This is a genomic window from Nocardia sp. bgisy134 (genome assembly GCF_057708325.1).
Window position 1 is genome coordinate 1 of the sequence record NZ_JBYIRW010000012.1, and the last position, 23,263, is coordinate 23,263.

At 67.7% G+C, this 23,263-nt stretch carries 21 protein-coding genes and 1 tRNA gene; 14 read left to right on the forward strand and 8 right to left on the reverse strand.

What is annotated here, in order from left to right; all coding sequences use genetic code 11:
* Both AC3ERS_RS21275 and AC3ERS_RS21280 read left to right on the forward strand, forming a co-directional pair.
* A partial coding sequence (locus AC3ERS_RS21275; protein ID WP_431969806.1) for a hypothetical protein occupies window positions 1–392 on the forward strand: 392 nt, incomplete at its 5' end.
* On the forward strand, window positions 389–796 hold the full coding sequence (locus AC3ERS_RS21280; protein WP_431969807.1) for a pilin: 408 nt from the start codon (window positions 389–391) through the stop codon (window positions 794–796). The genes AC3ERS_RS21275 and AC3ERS_RS21280, both read left to right, overlap by 4 nt.
* Here AC3ERS_RS21280 and AC3ERS_RS21285 read toward each other — a convergent pair.
* The gene (locus AC3ERS_RS21285) at window positions 783–1,157 is read right to left on the reverse strand and encodes a hypothetical protein (RefSeq protein ID WP_431969808.1); all 375 of its coding nucleotides are present in this window, start codon (window positions 1,155–1,157) and stop codon (window positions 783–785) included. The two genes, AC3ERS_RS21280 and AC3ERS_RS21285, sit on opposite strands and share 14 nt — an antisense overlap.
* Window positions 1,158–1,167: 10 nt before the next feature.
* Between AC3ERS_RS21285 and AC3ERS_RS21290 the strand changes: the two genes are divergently transcribed.
* The 4 genes from AC3ERS_RS21290 to AC3ERS_RS21305 all read left to right on the forward strand — a co-directional run bounded on the left by AC3ERS_RS21290 (window position 1,168) and on the right by AC3ERS_RS21305 (window position 7,766).
* A complete protein-coding gene (locus tag AC3ERS_RS21290; RefSeq protein WP_431969809.1) occupies window positions 1,168–2,691 on the forward strand; it encodes a TrbL/VirB6 family protein in 1,524 nt (507 codons plus the stop codon).
* Window positions 2,688–5,609, forward strand: coding sequence for a TraG/VirB4 family ATPase (locus AC3ERS_RS21295; protein ID WP_431969810.1), 2,922 nt, complete (start codon window positions 2,688–2,690; stop codon window positions 5,607–5,609). Before AC3ERS_RS21290 ends, AC3ERS_RS21295 begins: the two co-directional genes overlap by 4 nt.
* 598 nt (window positions 5,610–6,207) lie before the next feature.
* Window positions 6,208–6,429 carry a helix-turn-helix domain-containing protein gene (locus AC3ERS_RS21300; protein WP_431950284.1) on the forward strand — a complete coding sequence of 74 codons (222 nt, stop codon included), beginning with the start codon at window positions 6,208–6,210 and terminating at the stop codon, window positions 6,427–6,429.
* Entirely contained in the window at window positions 6,429–7,766 is a 1,338-nt protein-coding gene (locus AC3ERS_RS21305) for a site-specific integrase (RefSeq protein WP_431969811.1), read from the forward strand. Before AC3ERS_RS21300 ends, AC3ERS_RS21305 begins: the two co-directional genes overlap by 1 nt.
* A 43-nt stretch (window positions 7,767–7,809) precedes the next feature.
* Here the strand turns inward: AC3ERS_RS21305 and AC3ERS_RS21310 are convergent.
* Together AC3ERS_RS21310 and AC3ERS_RS21315 are read right to left on the reverse strand one after the other, a co-directional pair.
* A tRNA-Pro gene (locus tag AC3ERS_RS21310) sits at window positions 7,810–7,883 on the reverse strand.
* Between the two features lie 65 nt (window positions 7,884–7,948).
* Window positions 7,949–8,107, reverse strand: coding sequence for a hypothetical protein (locus AC3ERS_RS21315; RefSeq protein WP_431969812.1), 159 nt, complete (start codon window positions 8,105–8,107; stop codon window positions 7,949–7,951).
* A 597-nt stretch (window positions 8,108–8,704) separates the two neighbouring features.
* Here AC3ERS_RS21315 and AC3ERS_RS21320 point away from each other — a divergent pair.
* Entirely contained in the window at window positions 8,705–10,540 is a 1,836-nt protein-coding gene (locus AC3ERS_RS21320) for an acyl-CoA dehydrogenase (RefSeq protein ID WP_431969813.1), read from the forward strand.
* Between the two features lie 120 nt (window positions 10,541–10,660).
* Here AC3ERS_RS21320 and AC3ERS_RS21325 read toward each other — a convergent pair whose 3' ends face one another.
* The 3 genes from AC3ERS_RS21325 to AC3ERS_RS21335 form a co-directional block, all read right to left on the reverse strand.
* Complete coding sequence (locus AC3ERS_RS21325; RefSeq protein ID WP_068067736.1) at window positions 10,661–10,864, reverse strand: cold-shock protein; 204 nt, start codon at window positions 10,862–10,864, stop codon at window positions 10,661–10,663.
* A gap of 242 nt (window positions 10,865–11,106) precedes the next feature.
* Window positions 11,107–12,633, reverse strand: coding sequence for an FAD-dependent monooxygenase (locus tag AC3ERS_RS21330; RefSeq protein ID WP_431969814.1), 1,527 nt, complete (start codon window positions 12,631–12,633; stop codon window positions 11,107–11,109).
* A 237-nt stretch (window positions 12,634–12,870) separates the two neighbouring features.
* The gene (locus AC3ERS_RS21335; protein ID WP_431969815.1) at window positions 12,871–16,086 is read right to left on the reverse strand and encodes an ATP-binding protein; all 3,216 of its coding nucleotides are present in this window, start codon (window positions 16,084–16,086) and stop codon (window positions 12,871–12,873) included.
* 111 nt (window positions 16,087–16,197) lie between these two features.
* Between AC3ERS_RS21335 and AC3ERS_RS21340 the strand changes: the two genes are divergently transcribed.
* The 4 genes from AC3ERS_RS21340 to AC3ERS_RS21355 all read left to right on the forward strand — a co-directional run bounded on the left by AC3ERS_RS21340 (window position 16,198) and on the right by AC3ERS_RS21355 (window position 18,989).
* The gene (locus tag AC3ERS_RS21340) at window positions 16,198–16,833 is read left to right on the forward strand and encodes a hypothetical protein (protein WP_431969816.1); all 636 of its coding nucleotides are present in this window, start codon (window positions 16,198–16,200) and stop codon (window positions 16,831–16,833) included.
* Window positions 16,834–17,044: 211 nt separating this feature from the next.
* A complete protein-coding gene (locus AC3ERS_RS21345) occupies window positions 17,045–17,341 on the forward strand; it encodes a hypothetical protein (RefSeq protein WP_431969817.1) in 297 nt (98 codons plus the stop codon).
* Entirely contained in the window at window positions 17,331–17,726 is a 396-nt protein-coding gene (locus AC3ERS_RS21350) for a hypothetical protein (protein WP_431969818.1), read from the forward strand. The genes AC3ERS_RS21345 and AC3ERS_RS21350 overlap by 11 nt, the downstream gene beginning before the upstream one ends.
* A 348-nt stretch (window positions 17,727–18,074) precedes the next feature.
* Complete coding sequence (locus AC3ERS_RS21355; RefSeq protein ID WP_431970010.1) at window positions 18,075–18,989, forward strand: D-alanyl-D-alanine carboxypeptidase family protein; 915 nt, start codon at window positions 18,075–18,077, stop codon at window positions 18,987–18,989.
* Between the two features lie 59 nt (window positions 18,990–19,048).
* On the opposite strand, the gene AC3ERS_RS21360 is transcribed toward AC3ERS_RS21355, so the two are convergent.
* Window positions 19,049–19,630, reverse strand: coding sequence for a hypothetical protein (locus AC3ERS_RS21360; RefSeq protein WP_431969819.1), 582 nt, complete (start codon window positions 19,628–19,630; stop codon window positions 19,049–19,051).
* Window positions 19,631–19,797: 167 nt separating this feature from the next.
* On the opposite strand from AC3ERS_RS21360, the gene AC3ERS_RS21365 reads away from it, so the two are divergent.
* Window positions 19,798–20,214: a hypothetical protein gene (locus AC3ERS_RS21365; protein WP_488186850.1), complete on the forward strand. Its 417-nt coding sequence runs from the start codon at window positions 19,798–19,800 to the stop codon at window positions 20,212–20,214.
* Between the two features lie 207 nt (window positions 20,215–20,421).
* On the opposite strand, the gene AC3ERS_RS21370 is transcribed toward AC3ERS_RS21365, so the two are convergent.
* Window positions 20,422–21,213: a hypothetical protein gene (locus tag AC3ERS_RS21370; protein WP_431969821.1), complete on the reverse strand. Its 792-nt coding sequence runs from the start codon at window positions 21,211–21,213 to the stop codon at window positions 20,422–20,424.
* Between the two features lie 335 nt (window positions 21,214–21,548).
* On the opposite strand from AC3ERS_RS21370, the gene AC3ERS_RS21375 reads away from it, so the two are divergent.
* Both AC3ERS_RS21375 and AC3ERS_RS21380 read left to right on the forward strand, forming a co-directional pair.
* The gene (locus AC3ERS_RS21375) at window positions 21,549–22,436 is read left to right on the forward strand and encodes a hypothetical protein (protein WP_431969822.1); all 888 of its coding nucleotides are present in this window, start codon (window positions 21,549–21,551) and stop codon (window positions 22,434–22,436) included.
* A gap of 82 nt (window positions 22,437–22,518) precedes the next feature.
* Entirely contained in the window at window positions 22,519–23,148 is a 630-nt protein-coding gene (locus tag AC3ERS_RS21380) for a TetR/AcrR family transcriptional regulator (RefSeq protein ID WP_431969823.1), read from the forward strand.
* Window positions 23,149–23,263 lie beyond the last annotated feature (115 nt).

The following is a 23,263-nucleotide window of genomic DNA, read 5'->3' on the forward strand; positions in this document are numbered from 1 at the left end:
GGGGGAAGGGGGTGCGGGCGGTCGGGCCCGGCCCCGCCCACCCCGAGACAGTCCTGGCCCAGGCCGTGGCCGCTGGAGTGATCTCCGAAGAGGCGGCCGAACTCATCGCGGCCTCGCGATGGGAAGGGCGATCGCTGACCGCGCTGGCGGCCGAGCGCGGGGTGTCGCTGTGGAAGCTACGCAAGGCGCGCCCCCGCGCCGAGCGCGCGCTGCTGGCATGGCTGAGCGAGCGCGCCCGAGACCTCGACCCCGAGCGAACCAGCACGGTCGAAGCCGAGGCGGTCACCGCGCTCGCGCCGCCCGCCCGGTCACCGCGGCGAGGTCGCTGGCCGAACCCGCACTCTGCGGCGGCGCAGTCGAGCACCGAGGACGGGCAGGAGGCTGCGGCATGAACGCGCACCACAGGAATCTCAGCGAGGCGCCACAGGCCCCGGCCCGGCGGCCGGTGTTGCGGCGACGGTGGCCGACGATTCTCGCGGCGCTGGGCATCACCGTGGCGCTGCTGGTGCTCGTGGCCGGATCGGCGTCGGCCGCACCGCCGCACGCGGAAGTGCTGGCGATCGCCTCGTCGCTGGGTGAGGTGATCGACAACGCGCGCAACTGGATCGTGGGGATCCTCGCCGGGCTGGCGACCTTGTTCCTGACCATCGCCGGTGCCCGCTATTTGCTCGGCGGCGGCGATCCCAGCGAGATCGAGAAGGCCAAGACCGCGTTCCGCGCCGCCTGCCTCGGCTACGCGCTGGCGATGCTGGCACCGGTCATTGTCACCGTTCTCCGGTCCATCATCGGAGCCTGACCGTGAACACCTCGGCACAGGCCCCACCCGCACCCGTCCCCGTCCAGCACTCACGAACCGCGCGCACCGCTGCCGCCGCAGCAGCGGCGGTGCTCGCCGCGGTCCTGATCGCCGTCACCGGCGCTGCCGGTGCCTCCGCCCAGCCCCCGACACCGACCGTGCCGGTGACCCCGGCACCGGCCACACCCGCCCCGACGACCGCACCACCGACCACGACGACTCCGCCGAGCCGGTGGGTGACCCCGCCCTCCACCACCACCGCGACCCCGGCCTCGCCCACCCCGACCACGCCCGGCACGACGAACCCGACGCCGGGGTCGGGGTCGGGGTCGGGGTCGGCCGAGTGTGGGGTCACCAACATCAACGGCTGCGTGGAGAACGCGATCGACGGGTTCTTCCAGCGGATCGTCGAGTCCGCGCTCAACCCCTTGCTCGAGCTGCTGTCTGAAACCCTGCTCACCACTCCCGAACCAGGGCAGATACCGGAGATCGGGGTGCTGTGGAACCAGTCGTGGCAGCTCGTCACCGCCCTCTACGTCCTGGTGGTGATGGCGGCCGGGGTGCTGTTGATGACGCGCGAGACCCTGCAGACGCAATGGTCGATCCGCGAACTCGCGCCCCGCCTGGTGGTCGGGTTCGTCACCGGGGGACTGAGCATGATGATCGCCACGGCGGCAATCGGTTTCGCCAACGCCCTCGCAGGTGCGGTCGCCGGTGACGGTGTCGATTCGGGGTCGGCGGCCGATGCCCTGGCCGAGCTCGCGGTGACCCCCCACCAGAGCCGGGGCTTTTTCCTGCTGCTGCACCTGGCGTTGGTGGTGATGCTGCTCGTGCTGCTCATCAGCTACGTCATCCGTGTCTCGATCACGATCGTGCTGATCGTGGCGGCACCGCTGGCGTTGATGTGTCACGCACTGCCCGGCATCGACGGCGTTGCCCGCTGGTGGTGGCGTTCGTTCGCCGCCTGCCTGGCGATCCAGGTCGCGCAGTCACTGATCTTGGTGACCGTGCTTCGGGTGTTGCTCGCCCCGGGCGGATGGCACCTCTTCGGCCCGGACGCCAACGAGATCGCCGACCTCACCGTCGCTTTGGCGTTGATGTTCGTGTTGATCAAGACCCCGATGTGGCTGCTGTCGGTCCTCGAGATCGGCCAAGGCCGCAGCTTCGCCGGGTCGATCGCGCGGGGCTTCATCGCCTACAAAACCCTCGGCCTGCTCAAAGGGGCCACGTCGAGCAGTGCACGGACCGCCGCCACGGCGACACCGGCTCGGCGAGGTCCACAGCCCACCCGGTTACCACGAGCACCTCGCACCGCCTCCAACGCCGGGCCGCCGAACCCGTATGCGCGGGTACGGGCCACCCGCACCGGGCAACTCATGCTGCCCCTGCAAGGCGTGCACCGAGTCCCGCGACAACCCAACCCGGCCCCCGCCGCCTCCACCAGCACCACCCCCACCAGCACAACGCGAACACCACGCGGACGCCAGCTCGCGTTCAACTTCACCCCACCGAACCCCTACCAGGGAATCCGCCCGGGGAAAGGCGGCCAGTACCCGTTGCCGATCCCGGTGCGCCGGGTCCGGCCCACACCCCCGGCACCGGCCCCGCCACCACAACGCCCCAGCCCCCGGCGGCGGCCCGAACAACTCGCCTTCGATTTCACCGAACCCACCCCGGCCGATCCCTACGCGCGTCTTCGGCCGACCCGTAGCGGCCAGTACCCGCTGCCGTTCCCGGTCACCCGGGTCAAACCTGTTCCGCCGCCGCCGAACCCACCGCAGCCACCCACGCCCGCCCCGGCGCGCCCGGCGGGGCGGCAGCTGCATCTGCCCATGCCCGATCTGCCCGTGCGCCGCCGCGCGCCACGCGCACCGAGAGGAGGCACCCTGCGATGAGCACCATCGTGCGCATCCCCGCCGACGTCGACCGCTCCGACCGCATCCTGGGGCCGTTCACCGCCCGCCAGCTCGCCGTCCTCGCCACGACGGCCCTGCTGCTGTACTCGGCCTGGGCCGCGACCAGAACGGTCATCGCTCCGGCGGTGTTCGTCACCGTCGCGGCCCCGGTGTTCGTCGTGGTCGCCGTCGCGGTGCTCACCCGCCGCGACGGGCTGTCGGCCGACCTGCTGCTCGTGGCCGCGATCCGCCACCGCTTCCGCCCACGCCACCTCGCCCGATCACGCGCAAGCACCCGCGCCGAGACACCACGCTGGATCTCCATCCGCGCCAATCGAACCCGACACCTCCCACCCGTCCCCACCGAGCTGTCCGCGAATCAGATACGCCTGCCCGAGTCGGTGTCGAACAGCGGCAGCGGCGGGGTCGGGGTGATCGACCTCGGCGCCGACGGCCTCGCCGTCATCGCGGTCGCCGGAACCCTCAACCTCTCGCTGCGCACCCCGGCCGAACAGGACAACCTCGTCGGGCAACTCGCAGGCTGGCTACACACCCTGCGCCAACCGGTACAAATCCTGGTGCGCTCGGCTCGCCTGGACCTGACCGAGCACATCACCGGCCTGCACACCGCCGCCGAGCAGATGTCACCCGACCTCGCCGCTGCCGCGCTCGACCACGCCGACCACCTCGCCGAGCTGACCGCACGCGAGGACCCGACCCACCGCCAAGTGCTGCTGATCTGGCGGGAAGTCACCGAGAGCCTGGCCGCCACCGGGCTGCGTGCCAAGTTGCCCGGCAGGAGCCGGGCACGGCGGGCGTTGTCCGCTGGTGCGCGCCGTGCGGCCGAGTCCCGGCTCCTGCGCCGCATGAACGAGGCCGCCGATGTCCTGTCCCCCTTGGGTATCTCAGTCACCGCCCTCGATAGCGAGGCGGCTAACGCCGTGCTGATCAGCTGCACCAACCCGGAGGGCCTCGTCTCGGCCGCTGCCAACATCGCCGCAGCCGACGAGATCATCACCACCGATCCCGCAGCTCGGACACCGGACCCGTTCACCGGCGAGGGCCTCGACCGGTTCGCGCCGGAATCACTCACGATCGGCACCCGGCATCTCGAGATCAGTTCGGACTGGACCGCGACCCTCGCGGTCACCGGCTACCCGCGAGAAGTGACCGCTGGCTGGCTCGCGCCGTTGCTCTCGCATCCCGGCCGGGTCGAGGTCGCGGTGCACATCGAGCCTGTCGACCCGGCGACCGCCGCCACCCGGCTGCGCCGCCAACAGGCACGCCTGGAGTCCTCCCGCATGCACGACCTCAGCCGAGGCCGCCTGACCGATCCGCAGGTCGATGTCGCGGTCGAAGACGCCGCCGACCTCTCGGCCCGCGTCGCCCGCGCCGAGGCCAGGTTGTTCCGGGTCGGGGTGTACCTCACCGTGCACGCCGACTCGGAAACCGAACTGGCCGACGAGGTAGCCGCCGTCCGCGCCCTGGCGGCGAGCCTGCTCGTGGACACCTGCACACTGTCCTACCGAGCCTCTCAAGCCTGGGCCACCACCCTGCCGCTCGGGCTCGATCTGATCCGGGTGCAGCGGACCTTCGACACGAGCGCCCTCGCCGCGGCATTCCCTTTCGACTCCCCGCAGCTGCCTGCTGCCGACCCTGCCCAGGCGGCCCGCCCGCAGGGCGTTCTCTACGGACGTGACGCCGCCTCGGGGTTGCTGTTCGTGGACCGGTTCGGTCCCGAGGCTCACAACCACAACCTCGTTGTGCTGGGCCGTAGTGGAGCGGGCAAGTCGTATCTGGTCAAGACCGAGATCCTGCGGTCGCTGTATCGCGGCATCGAGCAGGTCGTCATCGACCCCGAGGACGAATACCGCCGCCTCGCCGAGGCGGTCGGCGGCATCCACATCCGGCTCGGCACTGCCGGTGGGCGGCTCAACCCGTTCGACCTGGAAATCCACACCCGCCCCGACGGTCACCGCACCGCCCCCACCGACGCCCTCACACGACGGAAACTGTTCTGCCACACCCTCATCCAAGTCCTGCTCGGCGACCAGAACCCCACGCAGCGGGCAGCATTGGACACGGCCTTGGCCGCGACCTACGCCGCTGTCGGGATCACCGAGGACCCCGCCACCTGGACCCGGCCCGCGCCGACGCTGAGCGGACTGCGTGACCAACTCGCACGCCTCGCCACACCGGCTGCCGGGGAGTTGGCCGCCGCGCTGCACCCGTTCGTCGGCGGCGGGGCCTATGCCGGGTTGTTCGACGGGCCCACCACCACCGACCCCGAGGGCGGACTGATCGTGTTCTCCCTGCGCGAGCTACCCGAGGAGTTAAAGACGATCGGGACCCTGCTCGTGCTGGACGCGACCTGGCGTCGAGTGTCGAGCCCGGCCGATCGACGGCCCCGGATGATCACCGTGGACGAGGCGTGGCTGCTCATGCGCCAACCCGCCGCAGCCGAATTCCTGTTCAAGGCCGCGAAGAGCTTCCGCAAACACTGGGCCGGACTCACCGTCGCCACCCAGGACAGCGCCGATGTCCTGTCCACCGAACTCGGGCGCGCGATCGTCTCCAACGCCGCCACCCAGATCCTGCTGCGCCAAGCCCCCCAAGCCATCGACGAAGTCGCCGCCGCGTTCCGGCTCTCCGAAGGCGAACAACAATTCCTGCTCTCCGCGGCACGCGGCAGCGGCCTGCTCGCGGTCGGGGGCACCGACCGAGCGGTGTTCGGGTCGCTGGCCTCACCCACCGAGAACGCGCTGATCACCACCGACCCCGGCGAACTCGCGACCATCGACACCGTCGACACCGACATCGAACTCGACCGGGTCCGGCCACTGGCCCCACTCACCGAACCCGACCCAGGCGACGACACCGCCACGGCAACCGCAGGTCTGGACGGGCGGGTGGCATGAGCGGGGATTTCTCCATCCCGCCGCCGGTCGTCGTCTCCGTGCGTCGCGCGGCGATGGCAACTGCCGCACGCGAACGGGGGCGGCCGGTGGTGTGGGTGGTTGATCGCGCCCCCAGGATCGGCCGCTGGCGCGATGTCGGGGGCAGCGGTGGCCCGGGGGTCAAATGGCGGCCGGGATGGCGTCAGAAGCGTTGGGCGAGAAGACAGTTGACGACTCGGCAGGTAGGGAGCGTTGATAGACCCCCGGTGCCCGGCGATCCGGCCACCGAGACACAGATATCAGCGATACCTGGTGACCGCTCCACCCGTATTGGACGTCGTGGACGTGGTGCCGGGAATGGAAGGAAAAGGGGTGTTCGTGGACAGGCAATCCCCAGCGAGACAGGTAGTCACGTCGCTACACCGCCTGGGTGAGCCGCGTGATCGGGCAAAGCGTGGAAATGATCGGAGAGGTGAGTCAGCAATGACAATTGCGAAGGTAAGCGATCAGTTCGGTATGTCGCCGGTTCGGAGGGGGAAGTATTTGGGGGCCGCAATGTGCTCTCGCAATGGATTGTCCACCACGAACCCCGGATTCGGCAGCGCAGGAGGTCGCGGTGATGGGCAGTAATGAGCAGGTTATCCAGCCGTCATGCTGGTATACGACCGAAGAGGTGGCGGCGGTCCTGAAGGTGGATGCGTCGAGCTTGCGGCGCTGGCGTACCGCCAGCCCGACCCAGGGTCCGCCGTTTGTCACGATCTCCGACCGCACCACCCGGTACAGCGGCGCTGATCTTTTGGACTACCTGAACAGTCGGCGTGTGGATCCGAGAGCCGCGTGATGGGTGATCGGATAGGCGTGATGCCGATCGGTGTGCCGATGCGCGGCGATATCGAGGTCCGGGGAAAGGCCGGGCGTTGCCGGGCTCGGATGCGGTGGACCGACCCGGTTACCAAGCGACGTGACTCGAAATCGGAATCCTTCGCTACCGAGGACGAGGCACGGGCATGGATCGAGCGAATCGAACAGGCTGCCGCGCGTGGTGTCGATCCGAGGACCGCGACATCCACTCTGGCCGAGTACGGAGACGCCAACTGGGACACGGCGCTGCGCGGAGTCGAGCCGAAGACGCTGGACCCGTACCGGGCGGGCTGGCGGCTGCGGGTGAAGAAGACACTCGGGCATCTGCCGATCACGATGGTGACAACCGGCGTTGTGGACAGGGCCGTGACGAAGTGGATCGAGTCCGGGTGCGGTGAGTCGACGATCAAGAACACCCTTGCGGTATTGAGCCGTGTGCTCGATCAGGCGGTGCGCGACGAGGTGATCGATCGAAACCGAGTGAAGGTCGTCGGCTGGCAGAACCAGCTCGTCAAGCACGAGGACGACATCGATGATCCGCGAGCGTTGGCGTTGCTGAACTGGGAAGCGTTGCAGCAGTTGGCTGCCGCGCTCGTGGAGGCGTCGGTCGGCCGTTTCCAGGGGTGGGGTGATGTGGTGCTGTTCGCGGCCTGCACCGCTGTGCGAATCGGTGAGGTGTCCGGCTGCCGCATCCGTGACATCGATACCGAGAAATGGATCTGGACGCTGCGCCGTCAGACGACTCCGGGGCCGGGTGGAATGCTCGACAAGCGCACGAAGGGCAAACGCGCTCGCTCGATTCCGCTGATCGCGGAGATCCGTCCGATGATCCTCCGCCGGATCGAGGCGGCTAAGGAGCGGGTCGCCACCGATCCGGCGCTCCGCGATGCGAACGAAGACGAGCGACGGGAAGCCCTGCTGGACGCGCGGCTGTTCGTCGGTCCGCGCGGCGGCCGGATCGCTACCGCAGTTCTCCGCAACGCCACCCACTGGGACGAGGTGGTGACCCGGCTCGGTCACCAGCATCTGCGTCGTCACGATCTGCGGCACACCGGCCTCACCTGGTTCGCTGACGCGGGCGTACCGCTGCACCGGCTTCAGCGCATCGCAGGACATACCGACCCGCGAATCACTCAGCGATACCTCCATCCCGACATTCAGGCGTTACAGAACGACGGCGAGCTGTTGTCGCGGTTCCTCGTGATGCCGAACAGCGGACCACAGATCCCGGAGCTACTGGACCGACAAGGGCAGGACTTCACGGACGATGGGCCCGACGGTCCCAAAATGGTCCCAAGGCTTCGGATGGTCGAGTGACAGAAAACCCCTTCCGACGCTGATCGGAAGGGGTTTTTCGGTGTCGGGCTGACAGGATTTGAACCTGCGACCACTTGACCCCCAGTCAAGTGCGCTACCAAACTGCGCCACAGCCCGTGGTGCGCCCGTTGGGGCGCTTGAAGAGATTACAACAGTGTGTGTCGGGAGAGCTAATCGGCTGGTCAGATGGGGTGGCGGGCGCGTTGGTCAGGGTCGGGTGGTGGGCGGTGTTGTGATGAGGATTCGGGGATCGCTTGTCCGAACCAGGGCAGCCGGGTGTGCCAGAGGTCGTGCCGCCACAGGTGCTCGTAACCCAGCTCGATCACCACCTTGTCCGCCATCGGGTGTCGAGATCGCCCACGCAGCAACCCAATACCTCACCGATGCGGGTCGCGGTGCACGGAGCGAACTCCACCACCTCACTCCAGCCCTGCCATTCGCCCGCCGACGCAGCGACCAGGGCCGCGGCGGATCTGGATGCCGAAGAAACCGTTCCACACCGGTATCGGCGCTCCCGAACTCATGCTCGCCATCATGGTGGGCGCCACACCCGACCGCGTGTCAGCTCGGCAGGGGCCGGTCGCACGAGTACCGATAAGGCGATGTCGACTGTCCCCGCCGACCCGGGCGCAATCCACGGTCCACTCGACGCGGGGATCTGCTCGAAGTCCTCGTCGACCGGATCGCGTTCTTCTCCCCTTTCGCCGAACATGCACCCAGACCACCCGCCTAGCTGTAATTTATCATTAACTTCCTCTCCCGAATATCAAGAGGTACTCCTTTAGTTCGCACATCAGACGCAACAGATACTCCTTAATGATCAGTAACTTACGACTCCCTCGCGAGCTTCCCGCCTGCCAGAATTTCGGCTGGGCGTGATCACATGCGCCCGACACGTCTCGGCAACCGGACCGAGAATCGTCGGAAGGACAGGGCCGATGGGGCACTACAAGAGCAATGTCAGGGACCTGGAGTTCAACCTGTTCGAGGTACTCGGCCTCGAGGAGATCTTGCGGACCGGCGCGTTCGGCGACCTGGACGGCGAGACTGTGCGGTCGATGCTGACCGAAGCCGCGCGGCTGGCGGAGGGGCCGGTCGCCGATTCCTTCGCCGAGACCGACCGCAATCCGCCGGTCTTCGATCCGGCGACGCATTCGGTGCGATTGCCCGACGCGTTCAAGCGATCGGTGCGCGCATGGTACGACGGCGAGTGGTGGCGCGTTGGCAAAGCCGAGGTGGTCGGCGGCGTTCCCGCACCGCGGATGCTGGATTGGGCTATCAGCGAATTCGTCCTCGGGGCGCAGCCTGCCGCGTTCATGTACACGGGCGGACCTGGCATGGCCGACATCATCAACGGCATCGGCACCGAAGAACAACGCCATTGGGCCGCGCTGGCGGTACAACGGCAATGGGGCGCGACCATGGTGCTGACAGAACCCGACGCCGGTTCCGACGTGGGCGCGGGCCGCACCAAGGCGGTCGAGCAGGAGGACGGCTCCTGGCACATCGAGGGGGTCAAGCGCTTCATCACCTCCGCCGACTCCGACGACCTGTTCGAGAACATCCTCCACCAGGTGCTGGCACGCCCCGAGGGCGCCGATCCCGGTACCAAGGGGCTGAGCCTGTTCATCGTGCCGAAGTACCTCTTCGATTCCCAGACAGGCGAACCCGGTGAACGCAACGGTGCGTTCGTCACCAACGTCGAGCACAAGATGGGCCTGAAAGCTTCTGCCACTTGCGAATTGACCTTCGGCGGTCACGGCATCCCGGCGAAGGGCTGGCTGGTCGGCGAGGTACACAACGGCATCGCGCAGATGTTCGACGTCATCGAACAAGCCCGGATGATGGTCGGCACCAAGGCCATCGCGACCCTGTCGACCGGGTACCTCAATGCGCTGGAGTACGCCAAACAGCGCGTGCAGGGCAGCGACCTCACCGAGATCGCGGCCAAATCCGCCCCGCGGGTGACTATCACCCACCATCCCGATGTGCGTCGCTCACTGATGATGCAGAAGGCCTACGCCGAGGGCCTGCGCTCGATCTACCTGTACACCGCTGCCCACCAGGATCCCGTTGTCGCCCACCATGTCTCCGGCGTAGATGCCGAACTCGCCGCGCGGGTCAACGATCTGCTGCTGCCGATCGTCAAGGGTGTCGGTTCCGAGCGGGCCTACCAGTACCTGACCGAGTCGCTGCAGACCTTCGGTGGTTCGGGCTTCCTGCAGGACTACCCGGTCGAGCAGTACATCCGCGACGCGAAGATCGACTCGCTCTACGAGGGCACCACCGCCATCCAGGCGCAGGACTTCTTCTTCCGCAAGATCGCCCGCGACCGCGGCGTGGCACTGGCCCATGTTGCGGGCAAGGTCAGGGAAACAGCCGAATCCACCGCCGACAACGACCGGCTGAAGGCCGAGAAGATCCTGCTCGCCACCGCCCTGGAGGACGTGCAGGATATGGCGGGCCGGCTCACCCAGCACCTGCTCGACGCGCAGGAGAACCCCACCGAGCTGTACAAGATCGGCCTGGAGTCGGTGCGTTTCCTCCTCGCTGTCGGCGACCTGCTGGTCGGATGGCGTCTGCTCGTCGCCGCCGAAATCGCAATCACGGTGCTGGATTCCGGCGATGGCGGCGCCGACCGCGCCTTCTACGAAGGCAAGATCGCGGTCGCGTCGTCCTTCGCCAAGACAGTGCTGCCGCGACTGAGCGCCGATTGGGCCGTCATTTCCGAGATCGACACCTCGATCATGGAGCTCGACGAAGCCGCCTTCTGAGGCGTCGTACGCCCGGGATGAGCGTGACGGCCGAGCCCGAACAAACGTGGAAGCCGCTCTTGCCGCTGGAAAGGCAGAAGCCCCGCATCCGAGGGATGCGGGGCTCATCTACTGCGTCGCTCAGATCGTGCGGACGTCCTGCGCCTGCGGGCCCTTCTGGCCCTGACCGATCTCGAACTCCACGCGCTGTCCTTCTTCCAGGGACTTGAATCCCGAGCCGGACACGGCGGAGAAATGAACGAAGACGTCGGGGCCGCCACCGTCTTGCGCGATGAAGCCGAAGCCCTTTTCGCTGTTAAACCACTTCACACTGCCTTGAGCCATTTGCTTACTTCATCTTTTCTGTAGGTGAGCCAGCGAATCACACCGATAAGCCTGATCTCACTCGTCTACCCTCCCATGGATCGGCGGTTTCCCCGCCATCGATACCGCAGCCTGTGAGCAAGCCGACAAACGACGATTCAGGCCGATCTCCGTTCGCCTGGCATCGGAGCGCGCTGACCGGCGACACCATCCTCGTGGCGCTAACGCCTCCGGTCGAGCCGCATGCGATGGGACGCGCGGGACTACGCGACGGCCGCTGAGCCGAACCAGTGCGACAGCGCTTCGCGCAGCGTGGGTGCGGCGGTATCGGCCGGTTCGCCGATCGTCACGGCCCAAGCGATGTGGCCGTCCGGGCGGATCAGCAGGGCGTCGGCCGGTTGATCATCGGTCTTGGCCGTGTGAATGTCGATGCGGTGCGCCCATTCCCGGCCGATCTCGCGGAGCTCCGGGCTGTCGGCCAGGTCGAGGAAGACAGGCCGCCCGGCGTGCATGAGTTCGGCGACGCTCGTCGTGCCCCGATCGGTGTGCAGGGTGAGATCGGCCGCGAAGACGCCGGTCAGTATGTGCTCGCCGGGCATCGGGTAGCGGATGTCGGTGCCGCCGACCAGCGCTCCGATGCGGCGCAGAGCCGGTTCGTCGCTGAGCAATTCCTGGAAGACCTCGCGCAGCGAGTCCGCGGCCTCGTCGTGTCCGCGCCGCAGCGCCACCTGCGCCCGGGTCTGCAGCCGTGCCCGCGCACCGGCGAAGTGGCGTTCGTCGTGATAGGTGTCCAGCAGTCCGGCCGGAGCCCAGCCCTGGACGTCGGCGGCCAGCTTCCAAGCCAGGTTGACCGAATCGAGCATGCCGACATTGAGCGCGGTGCCGGTGGCGGGCAGCAGGTGCGCCGCATCGCCTGCGAGCAGGACCCGCCCGTCTCGGTACCGTTCGGCCTGCCGATCCTTGAAGGTGAAGCGCGACAGGCGCTTCGGATCCGACATGGGGAGATCCACGCCGAGCACGCGGCGCACACTGTCCGCGAGCTCGGTCAGGGTCAGCGGCTCGTCATCGTCGTAGTCGGCGGTCTCGTCCTCGACGGTTTGCAGGAACAGACCCCCGGGGTTGGGCGCGAACGCGAACATACCGCGGTCGGTTCGGTTGAACCCGAAGGGAAGCCGGCCCAGCCCGGGGACATCGATGTCGCCGTTGTCGTGCACGGTGACCGAATCGCCCACGGAGACCTGAGCGACCCGGTTGACCTCCGGATAGGTGGTGCCGGGGAACCCGATACCCGCCAGGTCGCGGATACGGCTGCGGCCGCCGTCGCAGCCCACCAGGTAGCGGGCGGTCAGCCGGTACGGTCCGTCCGGCCCGCGCACCTCCGCGGTCACCGTGGCCACGTCCTGGCTCACCCCGACCACCTCGTGTCCGCGGCGGATCTCGGCGCCGAGTTCGCGGGCGCGTTCACCGAGTAGTCGTTCGATCTCCCGCTGCGGAAGCGGCACCGCCCGCATCGGCGGATCCGCCAGCTGCGTGAAGTCCAGATGCGTTCCGCCGAAAGGGAATCGGGCGGTCACGTGTGGGTCGCTGCTGGCCGCCTCGAAGCGATCCAGAATGCCGCGGTAGTGCAGCACGTCCAGAATCCGACCGGCGATACCGCTGGCCTTCGGGACGTCTCGGGGCTCCCGATGCTTCTCCAGCACCAGCGGCCGCACACCGGCCAGGCTCAATTCGGCGGCCAGCGTCAGCCCGGCCGGGCCGGCGCCCACGATGATCACGTCGATGTCGGTCACGCGTTACTCCCAAATGTCCGCAGGTTCTGGCTCAGGTCGGCAATTCTGCGGCACACCCCGGGTCTTGCCGCAAGGCCCCCGGTGGGCTATATGTTGAGAAGGGAAGGGATTCAGCAGCACCCTCCGTTTTCCCGCAAAATCCCCAAACGGCACGCGAACTCCGAGCTTCCGTTGTGCCGGTGGCCGGTCAAAGTCGGCGCCGCGCCCTTGGTGATGATCGAGGTGCCGGTGAACGGCTCAGTCGAACGGCCACCGCGTCAGGCGGTCCGCCGCACGCAACTCGTAAGGCCGCGCACCGAGTACGCGCGCCCGGTGCCGCGCGGCGACCACCTCGTCGCGCGCGCCAGCGAGTCCGAGAATTCCGCGTGCGGTGCCGCGGTAGAGCCCGGACGGCCCGAGGCACACCAGCCCCGGCCATTGCACGATCAATGTCTCGCCCCACCCCTGGGTGAACGGTTCGAGTTCGGCGGTGAGCTCGACCACCCGGTCGCGCTGCCGCGGCGCGCGCTGACCGACCGCGAGCAGCGCCTCGACCAGCAGTGGCACACGCACGACCAGGCGCGGGCCGTGCAACCTCCCCGGCAGGGCGATGATGGACTCGATCGACGACAACGCGCGCTCGTGGTCACCGATCTCCGCCGCGGCCATCGCGACCACGAGCGCGAAGTCCTCGTCGAAGTCCTGAGCCATACGGTCCACTTCGGCGAGTAGCTCGCCGAGACGCCCGCGATGCCACAGCTCGATCGAATTGCTCGTCAGCGCCGAGACCTCGGCGAGCAGTCGGGCGTGGTCGTCGACCGCGCCGAGATCGTCGGCGAAGCGTGTCATCAGCGCCTGCGACTGCTGGTAGTCGCCACGCAGCACGGCGAGCATCACCTGCCACCACAGCTGGGTGGCCGCGAGGTCGATGTCGCCGGCGGCGGCGAACCGGGCGAACTCGGCCGAAAGCCGGCGGACCAGCCGCATATCGCCGGCCTCGAGGGCGCAGACGCGGCGCAGATGGACCGCCGTCGCGCGCGCCGGGCGGTCGTGACCCGCGAGTTCCTCGAGTTCCTCGGCGATCTTGCGCCGGTCGGCGACTGTTGTCGGGCCCCAGGTGCACAGAAACTCGGCGAGCAGCACCTGGGGCCACGATCGGCTGCCGGGTGCGCTGCGCGCCCGCGCTTCGGTCAGAGCATCGAAATGCCCTGGTAGACCGTGGATTGCGCGGTCCGCAGCCTCGATCGCTTCCGCTTCGGCGACCAGCTCGGCATCGAGATCGAGGCGATGCGCCAGTGCCTGCGCCCGCAGCGCCGACGAACCCGCATGCACCACACCGTATCCGGAGAAGTAACCGGCTACGCCACGCGGCGCGGCCAGCAGTGCGGTCCGTGCCAGACCAGACCAGTCGCCGCGGTCACCGCATCGCCGACCGGCCCGGTCGAAACTCTCGGCGGCCGCGTCGTAGTGGCCGAGACGGTGATGTGCCTGTCCCGCAAGCCAATCGAACGCGATCAGCAACTCCACGTCACCGGGATCCGCGTGCCGGAGTCCGCGCGCGGCGAGTTCGGCGCATTCGGTGGGCGCGTCCCGCCGTAGTGCGTCCCGCGCCGCGACTGAACAGGCATGCGCGGCAGAGGAATCCAGCGCACCGAGTGCGGCGGCGCTGCGATGCCGTGCCTGTGCCGCGAGTGCGCCCGGTTGCAGGTCGGCCAGCGCGTCCGCGATCCGCCTGTGCAACAGTGCCGTTCGCACCTCACCGATCGTGGCGAGTACGGCATCGCGCACGAGTTCGTGTTCGAAGGCGACGGTGCCGTCTTCGAGCGAGACGACCCGTGCGGCGACGAGTTCACCGATCCGATCGTCGAACCGTGGCCCACCGTCTGCGGCGGCGACCAGTCCGATCGACGCGCACGCGCCGATCACGGCCAGCACCTCGGCGAGCGCACGCGCCGAGGCCGAAACAGCGGCCAGCTTCGCCGTCGTGATCTCGGGGGCGGACCCCCTGACGTCCAAGGGGCGCCCCGCTCGAACGAGATCGCACAGTTGCGCCGCGACGAACGGGCTGCCGGCGCTCAATTCGATGATCTGGGCGCGCACTTCGGGACCGACCGAACCGAGATCGGCGCGCATCAACTCGTCCACCGCCGCATCGGACAGCGGCGGCAGGTCCACCACGATATGGGTGCCTGAGGACTGGAGCAAGCGCACCGCGGCGTCCACCTCGGCAGAAAGCGGCTCTGGGCGAACCGTGAGAAAGAGCAGGACGGGGTGGGCACGCAGCACCCGCATGGCCGCCGCGATCATCCGAACCGAATCGGGATCGGCCCACTGCACGTCATCGATGACCGCGACCAAGTGTCCGGTCTCTCGTGCCACGTCGGCGAACAGCGCGGCGAGCGCACGCGGTGTCGGGACGTCGGGCACGGCGCGCCTGGCCAGCGCGGCCTGATCCAGCCACGGCATCACCGTCGCCAACGCCGAAGCGCTCGCCCCGCTGATCCCCGCGGTGAAGAAGGGCGCGTCGCCGTGGCGTCGTACGGCGTCCTCGACGACGGCCGTCTTGCCGATGCCGGATGCGCCGCGCACGGTCACGACGGCCAGTCCCTGCCGCGACCGGTTCCGAGCACGGTCGACGACAGCGGCGACGTCGTCACGTCCGACGAGGGCCGACCGTCCCACCGCCGGTGCCGCCGTCGGCGTCCCGGGATTGCGGATCTCGTTCTCGACCCGGACGGTGTCGGGCGCGGGATCGAGGCCGAGATCTTCCCGCAGCGATCGCCGCAATCGAACGAGAACGTCGAGCGCCTCCGAGATCCGTCCGCAGTCGCGCAGCGCCAGCGCCAACAGCCGTGCCGTGCCTTCCCGCTGCGGATGCCGCTCGCATTCGTCGGTGAGCAGTGTGACCGCGTGCCGGGCGCGGCCGAGCACGATCAATCCCTCGGCACACATTTCGACGAGTTCCGATCGCAGCTCGGCCAGACGCGCGCGTTCGGGAGCGAGTTCGGCGACGTCGTCGACATCGGAGAGCGCGTCGCCGCGCCACAGACGTAAGGCGCGTTCCAGCAGATCGACGGTCCGTCCGACGTCACCGTCGGTGTGTGCCGCGCGGGCGTCCCTGGACAGCACGTCGAGCAGGTCGAGGTCCGTGCCGGATCCGCCGCACCGCAGCACGTAGCCGTTCGGGCTGGTCTCGATCCGGAATTCGGAGAGTGGCCGCAGCGTGCGGCGCAGCCGTGACACATAGCCCTGTAGCGTCACCAGGGCGCTCTCCGGCGGGCTTCCTCGCCAGAGCAATTCGCAGAGATAGGGCGCGCTGCGGGCGGTGCGCTCCGCCGCGAGAATGACCAGGAGCTCGGCGTGTTTACGCGCCGGGATGGTGACGCGAGCGCCGTCCTGGCCGCGCACTTCCAGCGGCCCGAGTACCGAGATGGCCGGTCGGTCGTCGTCTGACCTGCCGCGCACCAGCGTCACACCAGCGCCCTCGTCGACCCTTGGCTCATGACACACACGCAAGCACTCCTACCAACCCCGACCACCGGCGACAATCGGACCATCGGCCCCTCTCGCGAGACTGTACTGCGGATGAGCGGTGCCGCACTGGCCATCGCAGGACCCCTGTGCATCGCGGGCGGCACACTGCATCCGATCGTCGCGCGCAAGAGCCATTCGGTCGAGGCGCTCACCAGCCCCGGCGCGCCGATCGCGCAGATCCTGCTCGGCATAGGAACCGTACTGCTGATCCTCGGCCTGCCCGGGATGTACGCGTGGATGCGGCCGAGACTCGGCACGGCCGGATTCATCGGCACGGTCTGCTATCTGGTCGCCAACGTCGTCACCGCAACCGGTCATCTCACCGTCGAGTTGTTCGTCGCCTACCCGTTCGCGGCCGACTCCGCCACCGCGCACCTGATCGCCGACAACGACAACATGATCGACACGACCGCGTTCGCGTTGTTCAACATCATCGGCGCTCTCCTCCTGCTCGCCGGGATGGGGCTGCTGGGTGCGAGCATGCTGCGCAACAACACGGTGCCCCGCTGGATCGCGGTGCTCACCCTGCTCGCCGGAGTCGGCTTCTTCCTTCCGATTCCCGCCACCCAAGGGCTGACCGGATTCATCTACGAGGCGCCACGCGGCATCGTCGTCGCGGCCATTGGTGTCCTGATGTTGCGTTGGCCGGACGGATTGCGGCGGTGGGTGGAGAACACGGGTAAGTAGGTGAGGCGATTACCCCGGTGTCGGCGGCGGAGTAGTGCAGTTCCTCGTCGGCCTTTGCGGTCCCCGCGTCGCTCCGTTGCCCCGGTCCGGAGCGACCTGCGGGGGTACCGATCGAGTCCAGCCGTCCTCACCGCTGCGCGCGGAACGTCACCCGCTCGGTTGAGCAGTAGTCGCGTTGTCGGTGATCGGCGCTACGGTCGACTCCGTGTCCGTGAATATTGATGTCTCCTTGACGATTCGGGAGCTGAGGGACGAGCGCGAACGTGCGGGCGTCACCGCACTGCTGACCGACGTGCTCGAGAGCGAAGGCTTGAGCCGCGAAGTGTTCATCACTCTGGGAGAGGTCGGGGAGAGTCTGTTCGTCCGGGCGGACTCCGACTATCCAGTCATCTTCAGCAGGTTCTATCTCTGGTCGGAGGACTTCGAGCAGAAGCTGACTCGCCGGGTGACCGCCCTCGTGCCGCACGCCCGGGTGGATTTCGATTGGGGGTACCCGGATGAAGACTGACGAGGAACTCGGCGCTCCCTGGCCCGACACCCTGCCGGCGGAGGCGCCGGTCGTGCATCGAAGCCTGAACGTCACAGTCGGCGCCAGAGAGTTGACGACACTCACCTACGATCACCTGAACTACTGGCTGGGTAACCTGCTCTACACCCGTGGCGGTCCCTTCATGACGGTGGCAAGAGCCAACGGGGCGGCGTTCATTCAGACCTACCGCAACAGCGACACCGACTACCTGATCGAGGTGCACTCCGGAGTCGCCGACGCCGAATACCTCGCCGCTACGACGGTGCACGACGCGCGCGAGGTCGGGCAGCTGATCTGGGACTGGCTGGAGAACGACTGGCAGCGACTCGACGCGGTCGCGTGGGAACGGCACTACCTGTCGTGAGCTGCGGCACCATGGCGGATCACCAGAAGTAGAGGGTCGGGACCCATGCATCGAGGCGGTCCGCACGGCGGTGTGCTGACCGGCGGTTCACAGCCGATATTCGGCGAAACTTTTTCGCCGCAATACCATCGGATGCGAACTCGCGATGATGCCCACATCGACCGGTTCGAGAGGGAAATTTCGGCCCTTCGGAGCCGCCCCGGAAATCCACTCATGCCGCTCACACGCAAAAACGTTGGGCTCGGAGCATCCCGGAAGCAACCGATTGCACGCTGTCGCCGGAGCCGCGCGAAAATCCGGGCGGTTAAATACCGCTGGTCGACGAGGTTCAACGGCACAATGTGGGCCATGCGCAAATTTGCCCGATTATTGCAGGCTGTCATCGCCGGGGCGCTGGTCGTGGCAGTCAGCCATGGCGTCACGGCCGCCCCCGCCTCGAGCGTCCCCCATATTCAGTTGCCCTGGCTGGTTTCTGAGCCGGGCGGGGTGCAGGCGACGGGAGCGCAGCTGGCAGAAGGATTCACTGGCACGGCGCTCTGGTCGCGACAGGCGAACACCCCGATCCCGATAGCCAGCATCACCAAGGTGATGACGGCACTGGTCGTGGTCGACGCCGGCGACCTCGACCGGACTATTGCCGTGCCGCAAGAAGCCATCGCCTACTGCATCAGGCACGACGGAAGCACCGCAGGCCTGGTCCCCGGCGAGGTGCTCACCGCGCGACAGCTTCTCTACGCGTTGATGCTGCCGTCGGGCTGCGACGCCGCCTATACCCTTGCCGAGACCTACGGGCCCGGCCAAGACGGCTTCATCGCCAGAATGAACGACACCGCGCGTGGAATGGGCCTGGCGGGAACATATTTCACCGACCCCAGCGGACTGCCCGTCCCCACCGACCACTCCACCTACTCCACACCGGCGGACCTGGTGACCCTCGGACTGCGCGCGATGCGCCTGCCGGCGTTCCGCGAGATCGTCAGCTCGCAGAGCTATCACCTGCCCGCAGGCCCGGGCAACCGCGATCACCTCTGGCAGACCACGAACCTGCTGCTGGGCGACTATCCCGGCACCATCGGCATCAAAACCGGATGGACCGACGCCGCGGGAACCTGCCTGCTGTTCGAGACGGTCCGGGCGGGAATACCGCTGATCGGTGTGGTCCTGCACAGCTCACCCGGCAACGCCGTCACCGCAAAGGACGACGCCGAGCGCATGCTGAACTGGATCTACGACCCGATCCTGAGCGTGCTGCCGATCGGTTAGCGCCAGGTCTTCGCTTTGTCAGGTCGCCAGGCCGTCACCAACGTCATGACCCGCAACAGCTAGCTCACGTACTTGCCCAGGACGTTCTGCAATTCGATGAGGGTAGGACCCGTGTAGAGCTTCGGATTCTCACGATCCACGACCTCGAGAATCCCACATCCGGATGTATGGTCCCCACGAATCAATTCGCGGCCGACCTCGCGTCCTGTCTTGGCCTCGTATACGACAGCGTTGTACAGACCCCGATACTGTGGCACCTCGACCCCACCGGCGAATGCGCAGTCCCCCACGTACTCCCCGTTGTCATGTCCGCGCCCGAGGCACGCGATGAGCTGATAGCGCTTGGGATCGAACTCGTTCATCCACTCGGGTGGCTGCAGCGGTGTGTTCAGGATGGGACTTACCCCTCCCCTGGCATTTTCGTCGAACACCGCAATGGGATGCGGCCCAGGCCCACCGTAAGCGTCCAGTGCCGGAAAGAAGCCCCGCTTCGATAAACACGCATCCGCCAGATCCCCAATTCTCCGCACCGTGTCCGTGACGGCCGTCGGCGCCGGGGGGCTCGCTTCCTTCTGGCTACCGTCGATCACCGCACACGCTGACACCGCCGCCAACACCGACAGCGAAACAACCGCCGCCACGACCGAACCCCGCCCTCGACAAACCACGCGCCCCAACATAGCGCGGAGCCTACCGATTCATCTCGGCTCGGTTCGGCGCCGCCGACCAGACCACAGATCCCCCACTCGGTCCTTTCCCGGGTTCCTGGTGGGATCGGAGGGACTCCAGGTAAACCTGGTGGCAGTCGATGACTACGCCATCAGGGGAGGCACCGTTGGAATTCGATATGTCGAAGCTGACGCTGAGGGAACACGACTTCGTGGACGCCGCACTGGCCAGCTGGACCGGAGTGTCAGGCAGGGCACCGATCCCGGTGCGGGCATTAGGGTTTCCCGACCGTGACCGGTTCGACGATGAGACCGAAAGGCTTCGTCGCGCGGTACGCGAGCGCGCGACGCTGACCGAGGTAGAGACCGCGAGGGTGCTGTTCCTCATCGAACTGGCTTTCGGCAGTGACCTTTTCGGTGCCGGTGTGGAGTTCCACTTGGTCAGCGCGATCCGCGACGCCGAAGCAGTCGCGATCCCGCGTTCGCTGCAACGGAAGCTTTTCACCCGCGCGGGAGCCGAGGCGTTGTTCGAGCCCAAGCTCTACGCACCCGAATAAGCCCAAAGCAGCAGCGCCTCGCCGGTGGCAACCGAGCCGCATGACAGCGCCAGTGACTGCCCCGCGCGTGGTTTGAACCGCGGGCAACACGGCGGTGGTCGGGCGTCTACACCACCGCGATGGCGAACACGGCGGCGAAGGCGAGCGGTTCGTCTGCGCCGCCGAACCTTTCGCGCATCACTTCAGCCCGGTTTGCCGTCGCAGTCGTCACGATGTGGCCGCGACCGGGGCCGCCGCGATCATCCAATTGCTGAACTCGCAGGCCAGATGCCACTGGTGTTGGCGAATGAGTCTGGCGGGCGAGGTGCCCGGGAACTGCACGGTCAGCAGGGCATCGAGTGTGCCGTCGCGGTCGCGGAACTGGTGGCGGACCCCGCCGATGACCAGACCGTCGTCGAGGAGGGCTTGGCCCGCGATCTGGATCGGATAGCCGGGATCGATCGGGATGGTCAGGGTTTCGGTCCTGCCGTAGTCGACGACGAACCGCGACACCGCCGGTGATCCGCCGGTGGTTTCGACGACTTCCTGATGGCCGTCGGGCAGCCCGCGCAGCAGGTAGTGGTCCGGGCAGGCGTCGACCATGTCGGTTTCGGCGTTGGTCGCGGTCAGGTTGTCGAACCACGCGGCGAACCGCTCAGCGGAGTAGCCCGGAACTTCGAGGCGGGTGATGGAATGCTTGGTCCTCCCTCTGCTCATAGCGACACCGACCCGGACCATCCGCTCGGAAACCGCCAACTCGCGCCTGAGCATCGCGTAGACACCGGCATGACCCAACCGAATCTTCAGTGCCGTCAGCGCGGATCGCTGCACATCGAGAGGGGCGGCGAGCAGTTCGTCGATCGTATGGTCCGGCATGATCTCGGCCGTGCCGCGCGGCCCTAGGCGCGCGGCGAACTTCGCGAGCACCGCTGCGGCCCGAAGTGCTTCCCACGCCCGCACCTGTTCGCGCGAGACCCTGTCCGCACCCACGATCGCACGGATCTCGATGGACTCGACCACGGTGGTTCCTGCCTCTCCTGCGCCGGTGATCCGACATCGATGAACAGCTTCTCGAACAGTGGTTCCCCTTCGCCGAGGCGGCGATCGCGCCGCGACGCTCACCGCAAGGCGGAGAAGGTCACCATCAGAGTTAAAGCTAGTCTCAATTGCGTTAAGAATGCAGCACGCGCCGTACTAACGCAAGTTCTAATAGCCTTTGCTGCCGCGTAGCCGTTGACAGGGCCACGCACATCGCCCATGCTTCATTAACGCAAGTTCGACTGGCGTTAATTCTGTCACTGGTCCGTCCGTCGATTACGTGCACGGATAAGCAAGTACGCGAAGGGAATTGGTCAATGCTGACCAGAAGAAACTTCATCGTCCGCGCGGCCGGAGCAACGGCCGCCGCCACAGCGGCCGCGGCCTACGTCGGCGCGGGGCCTGCGGTCGCCTCCCCCGGTTCGCCGGTGACCGGAACTGGGTTGCGGACGTTCATCGACGGTGCGCTCGTCGACCAGTCCAGGGTCGCCGAGTGGGAACGCCAGCGCATTGCCGTCGCGGCGGCGCGGCTGTCGAAGGACTACGTCGGCGTGCTGCGTGGCGAGTTGGAGTCGCTCATCGGGCGCTACACGGTCTCGGTCGGCGACATCCCCGCCGCACGGTCGGCGCTGTCGCGAGCCCGTGCCCTGCTCGGCCCGGATGCGCTGCGGGAGCTGCTCGCCGGCGAGCTCGCCGCCTCCGATGCCGCCACGCGGGCCGCGCTCGCCGCCTCGGGTGGGCGATGGGCTGTGTCGGTCACCGAGATCGTCAGCGACCGCGGCAGCGCCGAGGGGTTCGTCGACTGGTTCACCAAGGCCAAAGACACCGACGACCGCGCCACCTGGACCGATGCGTGCCCGGACCACTACATCATCGTCACCGGCCCCGACGGTCGGCAGGAAGTCATCGAGGTGACCGGCGGCGCGATGCTGGCCAGCCGCTTCTTCGTCGACTACACCGACCGGGCGCGGGTGGCGGTGCCCGCCGACCCGGCCTACCCGCTGGTTGTCGCCGGAACCGCCTCGCTCGCCAGCGGAGAACTCATCGGCAGCGTCTGCCACCAGTTCCGCGACGAACCCGGCGGCGGGTTCCGCAGCCAGCTCAAAGTCGCCTTCCCCGCCGCGGTTCCGAGTCTGTACATCGCCGAACACCGGTGGCATCTGGCCTGCGAGTTCGGCAACTGGATCACCACGTACCTGCGCTGATCCGACCGATCGGCACACAACCTCCTACTCGCACGCCCGCACCGTTCGGCGCGCAACGCGCGCCGTCGAGTAGAACAGGGCCATGAACCAGCGCGGACGTGATCCCGAGAACGAGCAACCGGTAGCGCCCCCGGCTCCGCGCAAGCGGACCGGGGGACGCTCCGCCCGGGTGCGGGAAGCTGTGCTCGCCGCGACCCTCGACCAGGTCGCCGAACACGGCATCGAGGGCTTGACCATCGGCGACGTCGCCGCCCGGGCCGGTGTCGCCGAGACAACGATCTACCGGCGCTGGGGCACCCGCACGGCCCTGATCGCCGAGGCGGTCACCGAGCTGGCGGCCGTGGGCAACCCCGCCCCCGACACCGGCACGCTGCGCGGTGATCTCCAACAGCTCGCCGAGCAGATCTCGCATCTGATCTCCCGCCCCGGCATCGCGCGGCTGCTGGGCACCACCATCGCCCTGTCCACCGACCCGGACGTCGCCGCGGCACGCCACAGCTTCTGGAACGAGCGATTCGAACGGACCGCCCACGTCATTCGCCGAGCCGTCGACCGCGGCGAACTACCCGACGACGCCGACCCCCGCGAGTTTCTCGAAACCCTCTCCGCCCCTTTGTATTTCCGGCTATTGGTCGGCGACAGCCCCCTCGACGGCGCATTCATCGCCCGCTGCATCGACCACACCCTCACCCTTTACGGCAAGCCGGAATGACGAGCGACAACATGCCCCACCGCCGCGATGGACGAAGCGACTCCCCACCCCCTGCGTGATGCCCACACCCCCCTTCGGTGTGGGCATCACGTGTTGCGGTCACCGCAGCCCGGCA

Excerpts from the sequence above, each read along its gene's own strand:
- AC3ERS_RS21355 (WP_431970010.1), top strand. The coding sequence starts at position 18,075 with ATGCGCAAATTTGCCCGATTATTGCAGGCTGTCATCGCCGGGGCGCTG.
- AC3ERS_RS21315 (WP_431969812.1), bottom strand. The coding sequence starts at position 8,107 with ATGGCGGACAAGGTGGTGATCGAGCTGGGTTACGAGCACCTGTGGCGG.
- AC3ERS_RS21375 (WP_431969822.1), top strand. The coding sequence starts at position 21,549 with ATGCTGACCAGAAGAAACTTCATCGTCCGCGCGGCCGGAGCAACGGCC.
- AC3ERS_RS21325 (WP_068067736.1), bottom strand. The coding sequence starts at position 10,864 with ATGGCTCAAGGCAGTGTGAAGTGGTTTAACAGCGAAAAGGGCTTCGGC.
- AC3ERS_RS21380 (WP_431969823.1), top strand. The coding sequence starts at position 22,519 with ATGAACCAGCGCGGACGTGATCCCGAGAACGAGCAACCGGTAGCGCCC.
- AC3ERS_RS21350 (WP_431969818.1), top strand. The coding sequence starts at position 17,331 with ATGAAGACTGACGAGGAACTCGGCGCTCCCTGGCCCGACACCCTGCCG.
- AC3ERS_RS21340 (WP_431969816.1), top strand. The coding sequence starts at position 16,198 with ATGAGCGGTGCCGCACTGGCCATCGCAGGACCCCTGTGCATCGCGGGC.
- AC3ERS_RS21320 (WP_431969813.1), top strand. The coding sequence starts at position 8,705 with ATGGGGCACTACAAGAGCAATGTCAGGGACCTGGAGTTCAACCTGTTC.
- AC3ERS_RS21295 (WP_431969810.1), top strand. The coding sequence starts at position 2,688 with ATGAGCACCATCGTGCGCATCCCCGCCGACGTCGACCGCTCCGACCGC.
- AC3ERS_RS21285 (WP_431969808.1), bottom strand. The coding sequence starts at position 1,157 with ATGTTGGTGACCCCACACTCGGCCGACCCCGACCCCGACCCCGACCCC.
- AC3ERS_RS21365 (WP_488186850.1), top strand. The coding sequence starts at position 19,798 with ATGACTACGCCATCAGGGGAGGCACCGTTGGAATTCGATATGTCGAAG.
- AC3ERS_RS21305 (WP_431969811.1), top strand. The coding sequence starts at position 6,429 with ATGGGTGATCGGATAGGCGTGATGCCGATCGGTGTGCCGATGCGCGGC.
- AC3ERS_RS21300 (WP_431950284.1), top strand. The coding sequence starts at position 6,208 with ATGGGCAGTAATGAGCAGGTTATCCAGCCGTCATGCTGGTATACGACC.
- AC3ERS_RS21280 (WP_431969807.1), top strand. The coding sequence starts at position 389 with ATGAACGCGCACCACAGGAATCTCAGCGAGGCGCCACAGGCCCCGGCC.